The 15,625-nt window shown below is 57.4% G+C and carries 12 protein-coding genes, 1 rRNA gene and 1 pseudogene; 13 read left to right on the top strand and 1 reads right to left on the bottom strand.

The genetic code is table 11. The annotated features are described in order from the left end of the window. Positions 1-19 precede the first annotated feature (19 nt). Genes HA50_RS31735 through HA50_RS31725 form a run of 3 tightly spaced genes read left to right on the top strand, consistent with a single transcriptional unit; the run spans position 20 to position 3,083 of the window. On the top strand, positions 20-310 hold the full coding sequence (locus tag HA50_RS31735; RefSeq protein ID WP_139810944.1) for a hypothetical protein: 291 nt from the start codon (positions 20-22) through the stop codon (positions 308-310). Positions 311-318: 8 nt separating this feature from the next. Beyond that, positions 319-552: a hypothetical protein gene (locus HA50_RS31730; RefSeq protein WP_139810943.1), complete on the top strand. Its 234-nt coding sequence runs from the start codon at positions 319-321 to the stop codon at positions 550-552. Further along, positions 537-3,083 carry an Ig-like domain-containing protein gene (locus HA50_RS31725; RefSeq protein ID WP_158087411.1) on the top strand — a complete coding sequence of 849 codons (2,547 nt, stop codon included), beginning with the start codon at positions 537-539 and terminating at the stop codon, positions 3,081-3,083. The genes HA50_RS31730 and HA50_RS31725 overlap by 16 nt, the downstream gene beginning before the upstream one ends. Before the next feature lie 98 nt (positions 3,084-3,181). Here HA50_RS31725 and rrf read toward each other — a convergent pair. Then, positions 3,182-3,297: ribosomal RNA gene (rrf, locus tag HA50_RS16150) — 5S ribosomal RNA — on the bottom strand. A gap of 1 nt (position 3,298) precedes the next feature. Here rrf and HA50_RS32145 point away from each other — a divergent pair. The 10 genes and pseudogenes from HA50_RS32145 to pgk all read left to right on the top strand — a co-directional run. Then, positions 3,299-3,427 (top strand): annotated as a pseudogene (locus tag HA50_RS32145) (Ig-like domain-containing protein); the annotation flags it as partial. Continuing rightward, positions 3,413-4,201 (top strand): type I secretion C-terminal target domain-containing protein, encoded by a 789-nt coding sequence (locus HA50_RS31410; RefSeq protein WP_420872885.1) that lies wholly within the window; start codon positions 3,413-3,415, stop codon positions 4,199-4,201. The pseudogene HA50_RS32145 and the gene HA50_RS31410, both read left to right, overlap by 15 nt. A gap of 74 nt (positions 4,202-4,275) precedes the next feature. After that, positions 4,276-5,727, top strand: coding sequence for a TolC family outer membrane protein (locus HA50_RS16140; protein WP_084876583.1), 1,452 nt, complete (start codon positions 4,276-4,278; stop codon positions 5,725-5,727). Further along, positions 5,724-7,904 (top strand): type I secretion system permease/ATPase, encoded by a 2,181-nt coding sequence (locus HA50_RS16135; RefSeq protein WP_084876582.1) that lies wholly within the window; start codon positions 5,724-5,726, stop codon positions 7,902-7,904. The genes HA50_RS16140 and HA50_RS16135 overlap by 4 nt, the downstream gene beginning before the upstream one ends. Beyond that, positions 7,901-9,121 (top strand): HlyD family type I secretion periplasmic adaptor subunit, encoded by a 1,221-nt coding sequence (locus HA50_RS16130; protein ID WP_084876581.1) that lies wholly within the window; start codon positions 7,901-7,903, stop codon positions 9,119-9,121. Before HA50_RS16135 ends, HA50_RS16130 begins: the two co-directional genes overlap by 4 nt. Before the next feature lie 141 nt (positions 9,122-9,262). Next, complete coding sequence (gene speB / locus HA50_RS16125) at positions 9,263-10,183, top strand: agmatinase (protein WP_084876580.1); 921 nt, start codon at positions 9,263-9,265, stop codon at positions 10,181-10,183. Positions 10,184-10,215: 32 nt separating this feature from the next. After that, complete coding sequence (locus tag HA50_RS16120; protein ID WP_244193589.1) at positions 10,216-10,629, top strand: YidB family protein; 414 nt, start codon at positions 10,216-10,218, stop codon at positions 10,627-10,629. 292 nt (positions 10,630-10,921) lie between these two features. Beyond that, complete coding sequence (gene tkt / locus HA50_RS16115; protein WP_084876578.1) at positions 10,922-12,913, top strand: transketolase; 1,992 nt, start codon at positions 10,922-10,924, stop codon at positions 12,911-12,913. A gap of 373 nt (positions 12,914-13,286) precedes the next feature. Further along, the gene (epd, locus tag HA50_RS16110; protein ID WP_084876577.1) at positions 13,287-14,306 is read left to right on the top strand and encodes an erythrose-4-phosphate dehydrogenase; all 1,020 of its coding nucleotides are present in this window, start codon (positions 13,287-13,289) and stop codon (positions 14,304-14,306) included. Between the two features lie 51 nt (positions 14,307-14,357). Further along, the gene (gene pgk / locus HA50_RS16105) at positions 14,358-15,521 is read left to right on the top strand and encodes a phosphoglycerate kinase (protein WP_084876576.1); all 1,164 of its coding nucleotides are present in this window, start codon (positions 14,358-14,360) and stop codon (positions 15,519-15,521) included. Positions 15,522-15,625 lie beyond the last annotated feature (104 nt).

Below are 15,625 nucleotides of genomic sequence, written 5' to 3'. Positions count from 1 at the left end.
TCATCCGCTGAGCGTGACGGTGAAAGATGCGGCGGGTAACGTCAGCCCGGCCACAGCAGCGACGGTGATTGTCGATACCGTGGCACCGACGGCCTCAACGCTGGTGATTACCAACGATGCCGCGGGTGTGGTGGTGCCGAGTGGTGGCTCCACCAACGACAGCACGCCAGTGCTGAGCGGCACGGCGGAAGTCGGCAGCAAAGTCACCATCTCGGATGGCAGCACGGTGCTGGGTACGGTGACGGTCGGTGCGGGCGGCGACCTGGAGCTTCACCACCGCCACCCTCGCTCGATGGTACCCATCCGCTGAGCGTCACGGTGACGGATCTGGCGGGTAACGTCAGCGGCACCACCTCGGCCAGCGTGATCATTGATACGGTGGCACCGACGGCGGTGACCGGCCTGGCGGCCAGCAACAACAACGGCAGCACGCCGGTGGCGATCGCCAATAACGGCAGCACCAATGACAACACCCCGGCCCTCGAACGGCACGGCGGAAGCGGGCGAGCAAAGTCTCCATTTACGATGGTGCGGCCTTGCTGGGTACGGTGACGGCGGGCAGCAACGGCGCGTGGAGCTTTACCACCAGCACCCTGGCTGACGGCACCCATACCCTGAACGTCACCGCCACTGATGCGGCGGGCAACGTCAGCCCGAATGCGTCGGTCACGCTGACGGTAGACACCGGTGTACCAACCGCTTCCACGCTGACGGTCACCGCTGATAACGTTACGCCAAACGTGACGATACCGAGCGGCGGCTACACCAATGACAACACGCCAACCCTGAGCGGTACGGCGGAAGCGGGTGCGGTGGTGACCATCTCGGATGGTTCTACGGTGCTGGGTTCCGTGACGGCAGGCGCGGGCGGCGCATGGAGTTTCACCACCAGCGCGCTGAGTAATGGTACTCATCCGCTGAGCGTCACGGTGAAAGATGCGGCGGGTAACGTCAGCCCGGCTACGGCAGCGACGGTGATTGTCGATACCGTCGCGCCGACGGCGTCTACGTTGACCATCACCGCTGATAACGTCACGCCAAATGTGACGGTACCAAGTGGCGGCTCAACCAACGACACGACACCTACGCTGAGCGGTACGGCAGAAATCGGCAGCAAAGTCACCATTCTGGATGGCAGCACAGTGCTGGGTACGTTAACCGTAGGGGGAAGCGGCACCTGGAGCTTTACCACCGCCACGCTGAGCAACGGTACCCATCCGCTGAGCGTCACGGTGACGGATTTGGCGGGTAACGTCAGTGGCACCACCTCCGCCAGCGTAATCATCGATACCGTAGCGCCAGCGGCGGTAACCGGCCTGGCAGCCAGCAACAACAACGGCGGTTCGGCGGTGGCCATTCCCAACAATGGCACCACCAACGACAACACGCCGCTGCTCAGTGGTACGGCGGAAGCCGGGGCGAAAATCTCCATCTACGATGGGGCGACGTTACTCGGCACCACCACGGCGGCCAGTAGCGGGGCGTGGAGCTTCACCACCAGCACCCTGACTGAAGGCACCCATACCCTGAACGTCACCGCCACCGATGCGGCGGGCAACGTCAGCCCAAATGCGTCGGTCACGCTGACCGTAGACAGTGTCGCACCGACCAACTCGACGCTGACCGTTACCAATGACTCGGTGACGCCAAACGTCACGGTGCCAAGTGGCGGCTATACCCGAGACACCACCCCGGTGTTGACGGGTACAGCAGAGGTAGGCAGTCGCGTCACCATTTACGATGGTGCGACGATCCTCGGATCAGTCACCGTTGGGGCGGGTGGGACATGGAGCTTCACCACGGCGGTACTCGCCAACGGCTCACATCCGTTAAGCGTGACGGTAACCGATGCCGCAGGCAACGTCAGCGGTATCACCTCGTCAACGGTGAATGTGGATACCGTGGCACCGACCGCCGCCACCGCGCTGGCAGTTAACACGGCGGGGACCACCCTGACCGGTACCGGTGAAGCGGGTACCACGGTGACGGTGAAAGATGCCGGAGGTAACACCATCGGTACTGGCACCGTTGGCGTCACCGGCAGCTTCTCGGTCACGCTGACGACCGCGCAAACCACCGGGGCGACACTATCCGTTTCCCTGACTGATGCGGCGGGTAATACCTCACCGACCTCCACGGTACTGGGTGCCATCAAAATCGTCGCCGTTAATGACCTCAACGAACTGGATTACAGCACCACTTCAGGAACGATCACCAACACCACGGGTACCACAAATACGGGTACAGCGTTGTTGAGTGTCAACCTGGGTAGCGTGCTTGGTGTCGGTGTGTTGAGCAGCTCTAATGCTTACATGTTTAACGTAGGCACAGGTGATACGCGAACCGTGACGTTGCACGCGTCTGAGACCAGCCTGATATCACTGATAGGTAGCTACTCGCTGTATCTTTACCAGCAGCAGACAGATGGGACCTGGAAGGTTATTTCCACCACGACTAACTATATCTCCACAACGCTTCTGTCGTTGCTGACGCAAACAGGCTCCAACATTACCTATAGCAATCTTGGGACTGGGAATTACGCGGTGGTATTGGGGGCCAGTAGTGGGATCAGTGTGCTGCCCTCCACCAGTGTTACCACGGTGTCGGATATCACCACCATCGCAGCGACTGTTGCGGCTACTGTCACCGGCAACCTGCTGACTAACGACACCAGTTCAGTGGCAGGTACGGTGCCGACGGGCACGGCAGTCACATCGGTCTCGGGTCATACGGTGGGAACCAGTACCTCGTTCAGTACCGCCTACGGCACGCTAACCATCGACTCTCACGGTAACTATACCTATACGCTGAAGGCTGGTCTGGATGCGGGTACGTTACCAGTCGCCGACACCTTCAGCTATTCGGTGACGGATGCCCAGGGGGTGGTGACCACCGCGACACTGACGATTGATTTGGTACATGGCACAACGACGGCGTCGTTGCTGTCAGTCAACAGCCTGTTCGCGGAGGCGACCACCACCACTGACAGCGACCATTCGGTCAGTGGCAGCATCTGGGCCGACAGCAGTACCAGCCACACCGGTACGCTGACGATCACCAATGAACACGGTGATAGCACCTAGCTAGCTAGGATGTTTTCGTGTTTTTCACTGCTCAGATGCTGATCTGTGGACGTAAAAAAGCCCTGAACTTTCGTTCAGGGCTTCTTCACTTGATTGATGCATGGCAGTTCCCTACTCTCGCATGGGGAGACCCCACACTACCATCGGCGCTACGGCGTTTCACTTCTGAGTTCGGCATGGGGTCAGGTGGGACCACCGCGCTACAGCCGCCAGGCACGCTAACCATCGACTCTCACGGTAACTATACCTATACGCTGAAGGCTGGTCTGGATGCGGGTACGTTACCAGTCGCCGACACCTTCAGCTATTCGGTGACGGATGCCCAGGGGGTGGTGACCACCGCGACACTGACGATTGATTTGGTACATGGCACAACGACGGCGTCGTTGCTGTCAGTCAACAGCCTGTTCGCGGAGGCGACCACCACCACTGACAGCGACCATTCGGTCAGTGGCAGCATCTGGGCCGACAGCAGTACCAGCCACACCGGTACGCTGACGATCACCAATGAACACGGTGATAGCACCACGGTGCAAAGCAGTGGCAACACGATAGTGGCGGGGGACTATGGCAGCCTGAGCATTGCTGCCGATGGTAGCTACACCTATGCGCTGAGTGCTGAGATTAACGCGCAGAGCATTACGCATAAGGAAGTGTTCAGCTACACCCTGGCGTCAACGGACGGCACCCTGATCAGCAACTCGTTCACCATTGAGTTGCATCCCACCATCACCGGCACGGCGGCGGCAGATTCGCTGACCAGCAGCGCCTATGACGACACCATCACCTCGGGTGCCGGAACAGACACGCTGGTTTACCACCTGCTGAACAGCGCCGATGCCACCGGCGGCAACGGGCACGATACCTGGACTGATTTCTCGGTCACAAATGGCGACAAGATCGACGTCAGTAACCTGCTGATCGGCTGGAATGACGACACAAGTAACATTAATGATTTTGTGAAAGTGGATCATACCGCTGACGGCAGCACTGTGCTCTCGATTGACCGTGATGGCACCGGTACGGCGTACAGCAGTACCCAACTGGTGACGCTGGAAGGCACTAACGCATCACTGGAGGAGTTGCTGCAACAACCGCATCAAACCCACACGGCGTAAGCGCTGTGGGGCAGGCAGGGATGAACCGGGGCACAAGGATGTGCCTGTTTCTATCAATCACGGGTGGACTATCGATGGACCTGATGCAATCAAGCGCACTATCTCGCCGTTCCTGGAAGCTCAGCGTTTTCTGTGCTGGCATTGCCTTTCTCTCTCATTCACAAGCAAACGCGGCTGATACTGCCCTGACCAGGGCCGGTCGCATTACCACTCAGGGTCTGTCGCAACCGCAGGATTTGCCCTCATTAGCCGGTGAAGTGGCGGAACCCGCACTCAACCACGTCCCTGATACCCTGACGCTCAATCAGGCGGTGCAGCGGGCGGTACACTGGCACCCGGATATTGCCGAAGCGGTGGGAAAGCTGCTGGAGCAGGCCGATCAGGTTGATGTGGCGAAAGCCAAATACTATCCACAAATCAGCGCCGGGATGAACAACGGCTACTCCAATAGCTACACGGAAAAGGGCTACAGCCCCTCGTTTGTCCTCTCGATATCACAAATGTTGTATGACTTTGGCAAGGTCAGCAGCTCAGTGCGATCCGCCGAAGCGGGCGTGGCGCAGGAGCAGGCCAACGTACTGGTCAGCATCGACACCGTGGCGCATGACACGGCGGCGGCATTGATTGAAGTGCAGGGCTATCAGCAGCTGGTGGTGATTGCCCGACAACAGCTGGCAGCGCTGAGTAAAATTGGTGATTTGGCCCGCCAGCGTAACGACGAAGGGGCGGCGTCCCTCTCCGATGCCACGCAAACCGATGCGCGCATCGAAGGGGCGCGTACCACCCTGACGCAATATCAGGCCAATCTGGATCGCTGGCGCGCTACGCTGGCAACCTATCTCGGCTGGCCCACGGTGAATAACGTCAGTGATGATTTTCCGGCAAAGCTGATGCGATCCTGCCAGTCATCCCAGGCGGAAGACCGGCTGATTCCGGCGGTGCTCGCCGCCTGGGCGGCGGCCAATCAGGCGCAGGCCAAGCTGGATAACGCTAACGCGCAAATGCTGCCGACCATCTCACTCGAACCGGAAGTTACCCATTATCTCAACGACCACTATGCCAGCAGCGAAACGCTGGATCGCACCCAGTATTCCGCGTGGGTCAAAGTGGAGATGCCGATTTATCAGGGCGGTGGGATGACCGCCAGTCGTGATGCGGCCGCCAATGCACTCAGTTCAGCCAATGCAGCGGTCAATTCGGCGCGTTTAAAGGCGCGGCAGCAGCTGAGTGAATCGCAAAATGAGTCACAAAGCCTTGCCCTCAGTCTCAACATTCTGGGACGACAACAACAGCTGACTGAGAAAACTCAGCAACTCTACCAGGACCAATATCTGCAACTGGGCACCCGTCCTCTGCTGGATGTGTTGAACGCCGAGCAGGAGGTGTACCAGACCCGTTTCACGCTTCAGCAAACCATCAGCCAGTTACGCTCGCTGCAGCTCGATTGCCTCTATAGCACCGGGCATATGCGGTCGGCGTTTGCTTTGAATAATCAGCGGATCCAGTCCGTGGAGATCCAGCCATGACGCAACTGCAAATCCCCGACGCCCCTGGCGGAAAACCCGATCAGGCTGAAGGAGGCGTTCCCTTACACGGATGGGCTACGGCGATTATCCTGATCGCCACACATTATCGCTTACCCTGTTCGCCGGGCATGATCCTTGCCTCCAGTGAATGGCAGGGCAAACAGACGCGCGATAAGGCGTTACGCCATCTGGCGCGTCAGGCCGGTTTATCGTTACAGCTTTACGAGGACGACAAATGGCAGCTGACTCACTGGCGTTTGCCGCTGGCTGTTGAGCTGGTGGATGGCCAGGTGGGGGTAATCACCGCTTTCGATGGCGAAGACGAAGTGCGTGTGCACTTTGCCGGTGATGAGCAGCCGACGCCGGTTTCGCTGCTGGCGCTGCTGCCGGATATCTGTTTTGCCGCCGCGCTGCGCCCGCTGGCACCGGCGAAAGACAGTCGGGTTGATCGCTACCTCGAAGCCATGAAGCCGGACTGGCTACGCCGTCTGGTACTGAAAGATCTGCGTCCTTACGGTTATGTGATGCTGGGATCGTTTCTGATCAACCTGCTGGCGCTGGTGGGGATCATCTTCTCGATGCAGGTCTACGACCGGGTGATCCCGGCGCAATCCTATCCCACGCTGTATGTGCTGTATATCGGGGTAATTATCTCGGTGATCTTCACCTATATCCTGCGCGTCGGGCGCGATCATGTCACCGATCTGCTCGGCAAGCGGGCGGATATGCGCGTCTCCGACCGGGTATTTGGTCATGCGCTGCGCCTGCGCAACAGCGCGGTGCCGCGTTCCACCGGTACCTTTATCTCGCAGCTGCGCGAGCTGGAGGCAATCCGCGAGATGGTCACCTCTACCACCGTGACCGCGATTGTCGATATGCCGTTTTTCCTGCTGTTTTTACTGGTGATGGCGATCATCGCACCGCAGCTGGCGTGGGTCGCGCCGGTGGCGGTGATTCTGATGGTGCTGCCAGGTGTGTTTATGCAGAAAAAACTGGCGAAGCTGGCGCAGCAGGCGCTGAAGGAATCGACCTTGCGCAATGCGGTGCTGGTGGAGAGCGTGCAGGGGCTGGAGGATATCAAGCTGATGCAGGCGGAAGACCGCTTTCTGCAACAGTGGAACAGCTATATTCGCATCACCGCGCAGTCGGGCGTGGAGACGCGTAAAGCGATGCATGCGCTGATGAGTTGGGGCGTCACCATTCAGGGCATGGTTTATGCCACGGTGATTGTGATTGGTGCGCCGATGGTGATCAACGGCGATATCACCACCGGTGCCATCGTGGCGGCCTCGTTGTTGTCATCACGCATGATCGCGCCAATGGCGACGCTGTGCGGCGTGCTGGCACGCTGGCAACAGGTCAAAGCGGCGAAAACCAGCCTCGATGGCCTGATGGCGTTGCCGGTGGAGAACAGCACCGACGAAACCCGCATTCATTGTCCGGTGCTGTTTGGCAACTATCAATTTAACGATGCGATGTTCCGTTATTACAGCGACACCCTGACCGTGGCGCTGCGCATCAACCGCCTGACGATCAAACAGGGCGAACGCATTGCGGTTCTGGGGCGTAACGGGGCCGGTAAATCGACCATGTTACAGGCGATGATTGGCGGCGTAGAGCTGATCGGCGGGGAGTTGCTGCTGGATAACCTCAGCCTGCCGCATATCGATCTGGCGGATGTGCGGCGCAACGTGGGGCTGATGACGCAAAACGCGCGTCTGTTCCACGGCACATTGCGGGAAAACCTGACGATGGGCGCGGCACACGCCACCGATGACGCCATCTTTGCCGCGCTGGTGGTGAGTGGCGGGGCTGATTTTATCCATCGTTTGCCACTTGGCCTTGATCATCCGGTGATGGAAGGCGGTGTCGGGCTGTCGGGCGGGCAGCGCCAGTCGGTACTGCTGGCGCGCATGCTGCTGCGCGATCCCAATATCGTGCTGCTGGATGAACCTACCGCATCGCTGGATGATCACACCGAAAAAGAGTTTATCGAGCGGCTCGGGCAGTGGCTGAATGGCCGCACCCTGATCGTCGCTACCCACCGGGCGGCCATTCTGGCGCTGGTGGATCGCATCCTGGTATTAAAAGAAGGACAACTGGTGATGGACAGCCCGAAAGAGCATGCGTTACCGCCACCGCGCGCGTCGAATCCTCGCCCGGAGGCCAACTCATGAAACACTTACCGGCAAAACTGCGGCTGGTGGCGGCGGAAGGCGACAGCTCTGACGACCTGGCGGGCGATCTGCAATCGGAAACCCACTATTCGGGCGCGGTGCGTCTGATTATCATCAGCTTTTTTTTATTGCTTGCCACCTGCGTCTGGGCCTGGTTTGGCGTGCTGGATGAAGTCTCTACCGGCACCGGCAAAGTGATCCCCAGTTCTCATGATCAGGTGCTGCAATCGCTGGAAGGGGGCATCCTCGATGATATTTTTGTGCACGAGGGCAGCCATGTTGAGGCCGGACAGATCGTGGCGAAACTGGATCCGATTCGCTCGGAATCCAGCGTAGGGGAGAGTGCGGCCCGTTACCGTGCCGCGCTGGCGGCCAGTGCGCGCCTCAATGCCGAGGTTAACGACCTGCCGCTGACGTTTCCCGCCGCGCTGAATAAATTTCCTGATCTGATCGCCTCCGAAACCCGGCTGTACAACACCCGTCGTGCGCAGTTAAGGGATTCAACCTCACAGATCCAGCAATCGCTCAATCTGGCGAACCGTGAACTGGCGATTACCCAGCGTCTGGCGAAAACTGGTGCTGCCAGTAGCGTCGAGGTGCTGCGTTTGCAGCGTGATAAGTCGGACCTTGAACTGAAGATGACGGATGTGCGCTCACAATATTATGTGCAGGCGCGTGAGGATCTGGCGAAAGCTACGGCGGAAGCCGATAGCCTGTTGCAGACGGTCAGAGGGCGCGAAGATACCGTGAGTCGCCTGACGATTCGTGCACCGATGCGCGGCGTGGTGAAAGATATCAAGGTCACCACGGTAGGCGGCGTTATCCCGCCGAATGGCGAGTTGATGAATATCGTGCCGATGGACGATCATCTGCTGATTGAAGCGCGCCTTTCCCCGCGCGATATCGCATTTATTCACCCGGATCAGAAAGCGCTGGTGAAGATCTCCGCCTATGACTATTCCATTTATGGCGGCCTTGATGGCGTGGTGGAGAGCATCTCGCCGGATACCATCCAGGATGAGGTAAAACCGGAGATTTATTACTACCGCGTCTATATTCGCACCGACCATGATTTTGTGCAGAACAAGGCCGGTAAACGTTTCTCGATCAGCCCTGGTATGGTGGCGACGGTGGATATTAAAACCGGCGAGAAGACGGTGATGGATTATCTGATTAAACCGTTTAACCGCGCCAAAGAAGCCTTGCGCGAACGTTAATTGCAGGCGGAGCCAATCTTCGCGATAATCAGCGCCATCAAATCCCTTCCTCGTCGGGTTTAACGACGCGGAAGGGATTTTTTTTGGTCATATTTCACCTATAACTTAATACGCTGATTCAGGATCTAAAGAGGACGATTTATGTATAACACCTTGGGTAATCAATACGATAACTCCCTGGTTTCGAACGCCTTTGGTTTCATGCGTTTTCCGGTTAACTTCCAGCCCTACGACAGCGATGCCGAATGGGTGATCACCGGCGTACCTTTCGATGCGGCGACATCGGGCCGTCCGGGCAGCCGTTTAGGGCCGGGTGCGATCCGTCAGATCTCCACCAACCTTGCGTGGGAAGGCTGCCGCTGGCCGTGGGATTTTGATCTGCGCCAGCGTCTCAAGGTGGTGGATTGTGGCGACCTGGTATATGCCTTCGGCGATTCGCAGGATCTGTCTGACAAATTGCAGGCGCACGCCGAAAAGTTGCTGGCGAATGGCAAGCGCATGCTGACCTTCGGCGGTGACCACTATGTCACGCTGCCGCTGCTGCGCGCCCATGCGAAGCACTTCGGCAAAATGGCGCTGGTCCATTTCGATGCGCACACCGATACCTACTCCAACGGCCCGACCTTTGACCACGGCACCATGTTTTTCACCGCGCCGAAAGAAGGGCTGATCGATCCGAACCATTCGGTGCAGATCGGTATCCGTACCGAGTTTGATAAGAGCCTCGGTTTTAACGTGCTGGACGCGGCGCAGGTGAACGACCGCAGCGTGGATGACATCCTGGCGGAAGTAAAACGCACGGTAGGTGATCTGCCGGTGTATCTGACTTTTGATATCGACTGCCTCGATCCGGCCCACGCACCGGGCACCGGTACGCCAGTGATTGGCGGCCTGACTACCGATAAAGCCACCAAGCTGATTCGTGGTTTGCAGGGCATGAATATTGTCGGGATGGATCTGGTGGAAGTGGCTCCGGGTTACGATCACGCCGATCTGACCTCGCTGGCCGCAGCAACGCTGGCGCTGGACATGCTTCACGTGCAGGCGGCCAATAAGGGCTAAACTTACTGACGGTCAATTAATCTTCGGAGGTCATGATGGGCTTACTGGATGATTTAGTCGGATCGTTGGAAGGTAGCCCTGGGCCGGGCAATCAGTTGGGTCAGTTGCAGGCTATCTGGCACTGGGTGCAGGAGCAGGGTGGCGTTGAAGTGCTGCTGCATAAATTCCAGCAGGGCGGGCTGGGCGATGTACTGGGTTCGTGGATTGGCACCGGCACTAATCAGCCGGTAGACAGTGGCGATATGCAGTCAGCGTTTGGTCAGGCAGATTTGCAGTCGCTGGCGGATAAGCTCGGTACTGATGTGCCGGGCGCCTCCGGGACACTGGCGCTGCTGTTGCCGCAACTGATCGATAAGATGTCACCGCAGGGACAGCTGGATGAGCAGAGTTTGCATGACAACCAGCTGGATTTAGGTTCGATGGTGGATCAGCTGTTTAAGCGGTGATATACCCCGTAGCGGCACGATAAATCGTGTCGCTACAATTCGCATTTGTCTTCACCTTTTATTTACGTCAAAACAACCACCTGTCACATTCCCTCGCTGCGATTATCTCTGCGGGCTAGCAGACGGCAGCTAAATTGCAACCGCAGGCCACCTAATTTAGCACCCCGTAGCATGTACTTTTGCCCCGATTTTCATGTACATTGATGTGCAACTTTTCCCTTGCTTCGCCTGATAGCTGATTAATTACAATAAGTTAGGAGTGGCGAAGTATTAATCCGACCTGGAGTAGAAAATGCCCTCTCGTAAAGAGCTTGCCAACGCCATTCGCGCGTTAAGTATGGATGCAGTACAGAAAGCCAAATCGGGACACCCGGGTGCCCCGATGGGTATGGCAGATATCGCCGAAGTTCTGTGGCGTGATTTTCTGAACCATAACCCGACGAACCCGCAGTGGGCCGCACGCGACCGCTTTGTACTGTCTAACGGCCACGGCTCAATGCTGATTTACAGCCTGCTGCATCTTACCGGTTACGATCTGCCGATGAGCGAGCTGCAGAACTTCCGTCAGCTGCATTCCAAAACTCCAGGTCACCCGGAATACGGCTACACCGTCGGTGTTGAAACCACCACCGGCCCGCTGGGCCAGGGCATCGCCAATGCCGTCGGCTTCGCTATCGCTGAACGCACCCTGGCAGCGCAGTTCAACCGTCCGGGCCACGACATCGTCGATCACAACACTTACGTGTTTATGGGCGACGGCTGCATGATGGAAGGTATCTCGCACGAGGTCTGCTCCATCGCCGGTACGCTGAAACTCGGCAAACTGGTTGCTTTCTACGATGACAACGGCATCTCTATCGACGGTCACGTGGATGGCTGGTTCACCGACGACACCGCAAAACGCTTTGAAGCCTACGGCTGGCACGTGGTGCGCGGCGTGGACGGTCACGACGCTGACGCCATCAAAAAAGCGGTGGAAGAAGCCAAAGCGGTCAGCGACAAGCCTTCTCTGCTGATGTGCAAAACCATTATCGGTTTCGGTTCTCCGAACAAAGCCGGTACCCACGATTCCCACGGCGCACCGCTGGGCGACGCGGAAGTGGCGCTGACCCGCAAACAGCTGGGCTGGGACTACGCACCGTTTGAAATCCCGTCAGAAATTTACGCGCAGTGGGATGCGAAAGAAGCCGGTCAGGCGAAAGAAGCGGCATGGGATGCGAAATTCGCAGCTTACGCGGCTGCTCACCCGGAGCTGGCGGCTGAATTCAAACGTCGTATGAACAACGAACTGCCGGCGAACTGGGCAGAAGAGTCACAGAAATTTATCGAACAGCTGCAGGCGAATCCGGCGAAAATCGCCAGCCGTAAAGCGTCGCAGAATGCCATCGAAGCCTTCGGTAAAATCCTGCCGGAATACCTCGGCGGTTCAGCTGACCTGGCTCCGAGCAACCTGACCATGTGGTCCGGCTCTAAGCCGATCAACGAAGACCCGGCCGGTAACTACATCCATTACGGCGTGCGCGAATTCGGTATGACCGCTATCGCCAACGGTATCGCGCTGCACGGTGGCTTCCTGCCGTACACCGCCACCTTCCTGATGTTTGTGGAATATGCGCGTAACGCGGCACGTATGGCGGCGCTGATGAAGATCCGTCAGGTGATGGTCTACACCCACGACTCCATCGGTCTGGGCGAAGACGGTCCGACGCATCAGCCGGTTGAGCAGATGGCGAGCCTGCGCACCACCCCGAACATGAGCCTGTGGCGTCCGTGTGACCAGGTGGAATCTGCGGTGGCGTGGAAATACGCTATCGAGCGTCAGGATGGCCCGAGCGCACTGATTTTCTCCCGTCAGAACCTGGCGCAGCAGGATCGTACCGCTGAGCAGCTGGCGAACGTGGCGCGCGGTGGTTATGTGCTGAAGGACTGTGCCGGTCAGCCGGAACTGATCCTGATCGCCACCGGTTCAGAAGTGGAACTGGCGGTAGCCGCTTACGACCAGCTGACCACCGAAGGCCGCAAAGTACGCGTGGTGTCCATGCCGTCTACCGATGCGTTCGACAAGCAGGATGCGGCCTACCGCGAATCCGTGCTGCCGAAAGCCGTGGCTGCGCGTGTGGCAATCGAAGCGGGTATCGCGGATTACTGGTTCAAGTACACCGGCCTGAACGGCGCTATCGTCGGCATGACCACCTTCGGTGAGTCGGCTCCGGCAGAACTGCTGTTCAAAGAGTTCGGCTTCACCGTTGAGAATGTGGTTGCGACCGCGAAATCTATTCTGTAAGACCCACGGGCGGCCTGAGTGCCGCCCGTTTGCGTTCCCGTAGCGGCGCGATTTATCGCGCGGGTTTTTCCAGTAACACCTGCGGAATTGCGCGATAAATCGCGCCGCTACGAATTCGTGCAAATAACACCCAATTATTCCTCCAGTAATAATCTTAAATTGGCTGATTTTGTGACGCAGATCCAATAATCAGCAGCGCACTTGATCGCAATCATTCCTGTTATTCCTTCCATGCTTTATTCTGGCTGAACCGTTTCAGTTGTCGCGATGTGACCGTTTTCCCCCTGTCCAGGCCAGCAAGAATTCCCTGTACAAAACAGGTTGAAACGCTCAGGCTAACGGCACGTTTTTTCAGGTGTTGTTGAAGGTAGAGATGACCGTTCGCATAGCTATAAATGGTTTTGGTCGTATCGGGCGTAATGTACTGCGTGCGCTGTATGAAACGGGCCGCAGGGCGGAAATCACCGTGGTGGCGATCAATGAACTGGCTGAAGCCGTCGGCATGGCGCATCTGCTGAAGTATGACACCAGCCATGGCCGTTTTGCCTTTGACGTACGCCAGGAGCGCGACCTGATGTTTGTCGGTGACGATACCATCCGCATCCTGCATCAGGCCGATATCGCTACCTTGCCGTGGCAGGAACTGAATGTCGATATCGTGCTGGACTGCACCGGCGTTTTTGGCAGCCGTGCCGATGGCGAAGCCCATTTGCAGGCGGGCGCGAAGAAGGTGTTGTTCTCACATCCGGGCGGCAACGATCTGGATGCGACGGTAGTGTTCGGCGTGAACGAACAGGCTCTTAAACAAACTGACCGCATTGTCTCCAACGCATCCTGCACCACCAACTGTATTATTCCGGTGATAAAGTTGCTGGATGACGCCTTTGGCATTGAGTCGGGCACCGTCACCACCATCCATTCGGCGATGCACGATCAGCAGGTGATTGACGCCTATCACAGCGATCTGCGGCGTACCCGTGCTGCCAGCCAATCGATCATTCCGGTGGACACGCGTCTGGCGGCGGGCATTACGCGCATTTTTCCGAAATTTAACGATCGCTTCGAAGCTATCGCGGTGCGTGTGCCAACCATCAACGTGACGGCCATTGATTTAAGCGTTTCGGTACGTCAGGCGGTGAAGGCTTGTGAGGTCAACACCTTGCTGCAAAACGCATCAGAAGGGGCATTTCGTGGTATAGTTGACTATACGGAATTACCGTTAGTCTCAGTCGATTTTAACCATGATCCGCACAGTGCCATTGTGGACGGCACCCAAACGCGGGTCAGTGGTCACCACCTGATCAAAACCCTGGTTTGGTGTGACAACGAATGGGGCTTTGCTAACCGCATGCTCGACACAACGTTAGCAATGGCCGCAAGCGGTTTCAGGTAAGACGCGGTCTGCGTCTGGCAAAACTTATGAGAATCAACGAGAGGGTTCACCATGTCTGTAATTAAGATGACCGATCTGGATCTTGCTGGAAAACGTGTTCTGATCCGTGCCGATCTCAACGTACCAGTGAAGGAAGGGAAAGTGACGTCTGATGCACGTATCCGTGCTTCTCTGCCCACCATCGAAGCGGCGTTGAAACAGGGCGCGAAAGTGATGGTTACCTCTCACCTGGGTCGTCCGACCGAAGGTGAATACAACGAAGAGTTCTCCCTGTTACCGGTTGTTAACTATCTGAAAGACAAACTGAACGGCACCAATGTTACCCTGGCAAAAGATTACCTCGACGGCGTTGAAATCGCTGCGGGTGAGCTGGTGGTGCTGGAAAACGTGCGTTTTAACAAAGGCGAGAAGAAAGACGACGAAGCGCTGTCGAAAAAATACGCTGCGCTGTGCGACGTCTTTGTGATGGACGCTTTTGGTACTGCGCACCGCGCACAAGCTTCAACCCACGGCGTGGGCAAATTCGCACCGATCGCCTGTGCCGGTCCGCTGCTGTCTGCTGAGCTGGAAGCGCTGGGCAAAGTGATGAGCAACCCGCAGCGTCCGCTGGTAGCGGTGGTGGGGGGTTCTAAAGTTTCCACCAAATTCGACGTGTTGCAGTCACTGGTCAAAATCGCTGACACCGTGATCGTCGGTGGCGGTATCGCCAACACCTTCGTGGCTATCGACAACAACGTGGGTAAATCCCTGTACGAGCCGGATTTTGTGGCAGCAGCCAAAGATCTGCGCGATCAGTACGGTATCCCGGTTCCGGTAGATTCCCGTGTCGGCACGGAATTCTCTGAAACTGCTCCGGCAACCGTGAAAAAGGTTTCCGAAGTAGCGGATAACGAAGAAATTATGGACTTCGGTGACGAAACCGCACTGGCCATGGCGAAACTGCTGAAAGACGCCAAAACCATTCTGTGGAACGGCCCGGTTGGCGTGTTCGAATTCCCGAACTTCCGCAAAGGCACCGAAATCATTGCTAACGCTATCGCTGATAGCGAAGCGTTCTCCGTAGCAGGCGGTGGTGACACCCTGGCAGCGATTGATCTGTTCGGTATCGAAGACAAGATCTCCTATATCTCTACCGGTGGCGGTGCATTCCTCGAATTCGTGGAAGGCAAAAAACTGCCTGCTGTTGCCATGCTGGAAGAGCGCGCGAAGCAGTAATCATTTGGGGGCGACGCTCTGGCGTCGCCTGAAGGCTTGCCCTGACGCTTATGGGGCATAAAATCCAGTCCCCCTCGATTCGGGGATGAACGGTAAACGAAACA

Source organism: Pantoea cypripedii, assembly GCF_002095535.1.
In the GTDB taxonomy this organism is placed as follows: Bacteria; Pseudomonadota; Gammaproteobacteria; order Enterobacterales; family Enterobacteriaceae; genus Pantoea; species Pantoea cypripedii.
The sequence above is the reverse complement of the archived record's forward strand: the minus strand, read 5'-3'. Positions and strand labels throughout refer to the sequence as shown.

Coding starts and splice junctions, on each gene's coding strand:
- HA50_RS16120 (WP_244193589.1), top strand. CDS start 10,216: ATGATGGGCTTACTGGATGATTTAGTCGGATCGTTGGAAGGTAGCCCT.
- HA50_RS16140 (WP_084876583.1), top strand. CDS start 4,276: ATGGACCTGATGCAATCAAGCGCACTATCTCGCCGTTCCTGGAAGCTC.
- HA50_RS16135 (WP_084876582.1), top strand. CDS start 5,724: ATGACGCAACTGCAAATCCCCGACGCCCCTGGCGGAAAACCCGATCAG.
- pgk (WP_084876576.1), top strand. CDS start 14,358: ATGTCTGTAATTAAGATGACCGATCTGGATCTTGCTGGAAAACGTGTT.
- epd (WP_084876577.1), top strand. CDS start 13,287: ATGACCGTTCGCATAGCTATAAATGGTTTTGGTCGTATCGGGCGTAAT.
- HA50_RS16130 (WP_084876581.1), top strand. CDS start 7,901: ATGAAACACTTACCGGCAAAACTGCGGCTGGTGGCGGCGGAAGGCGAC.
- tkt (WP_084876578.1), top strand. CDS start 10,922: ATGCCCTCTCGTAAAGAGCTTGCCAACGCCATTCGCGCGTTAAGTATG.
- speB (WP_084876580.1), top strand. CDS start 9,263: ATGTATAACACCTTGGGTAATCAATACGATAACTCCCTGGTTTCGAAC.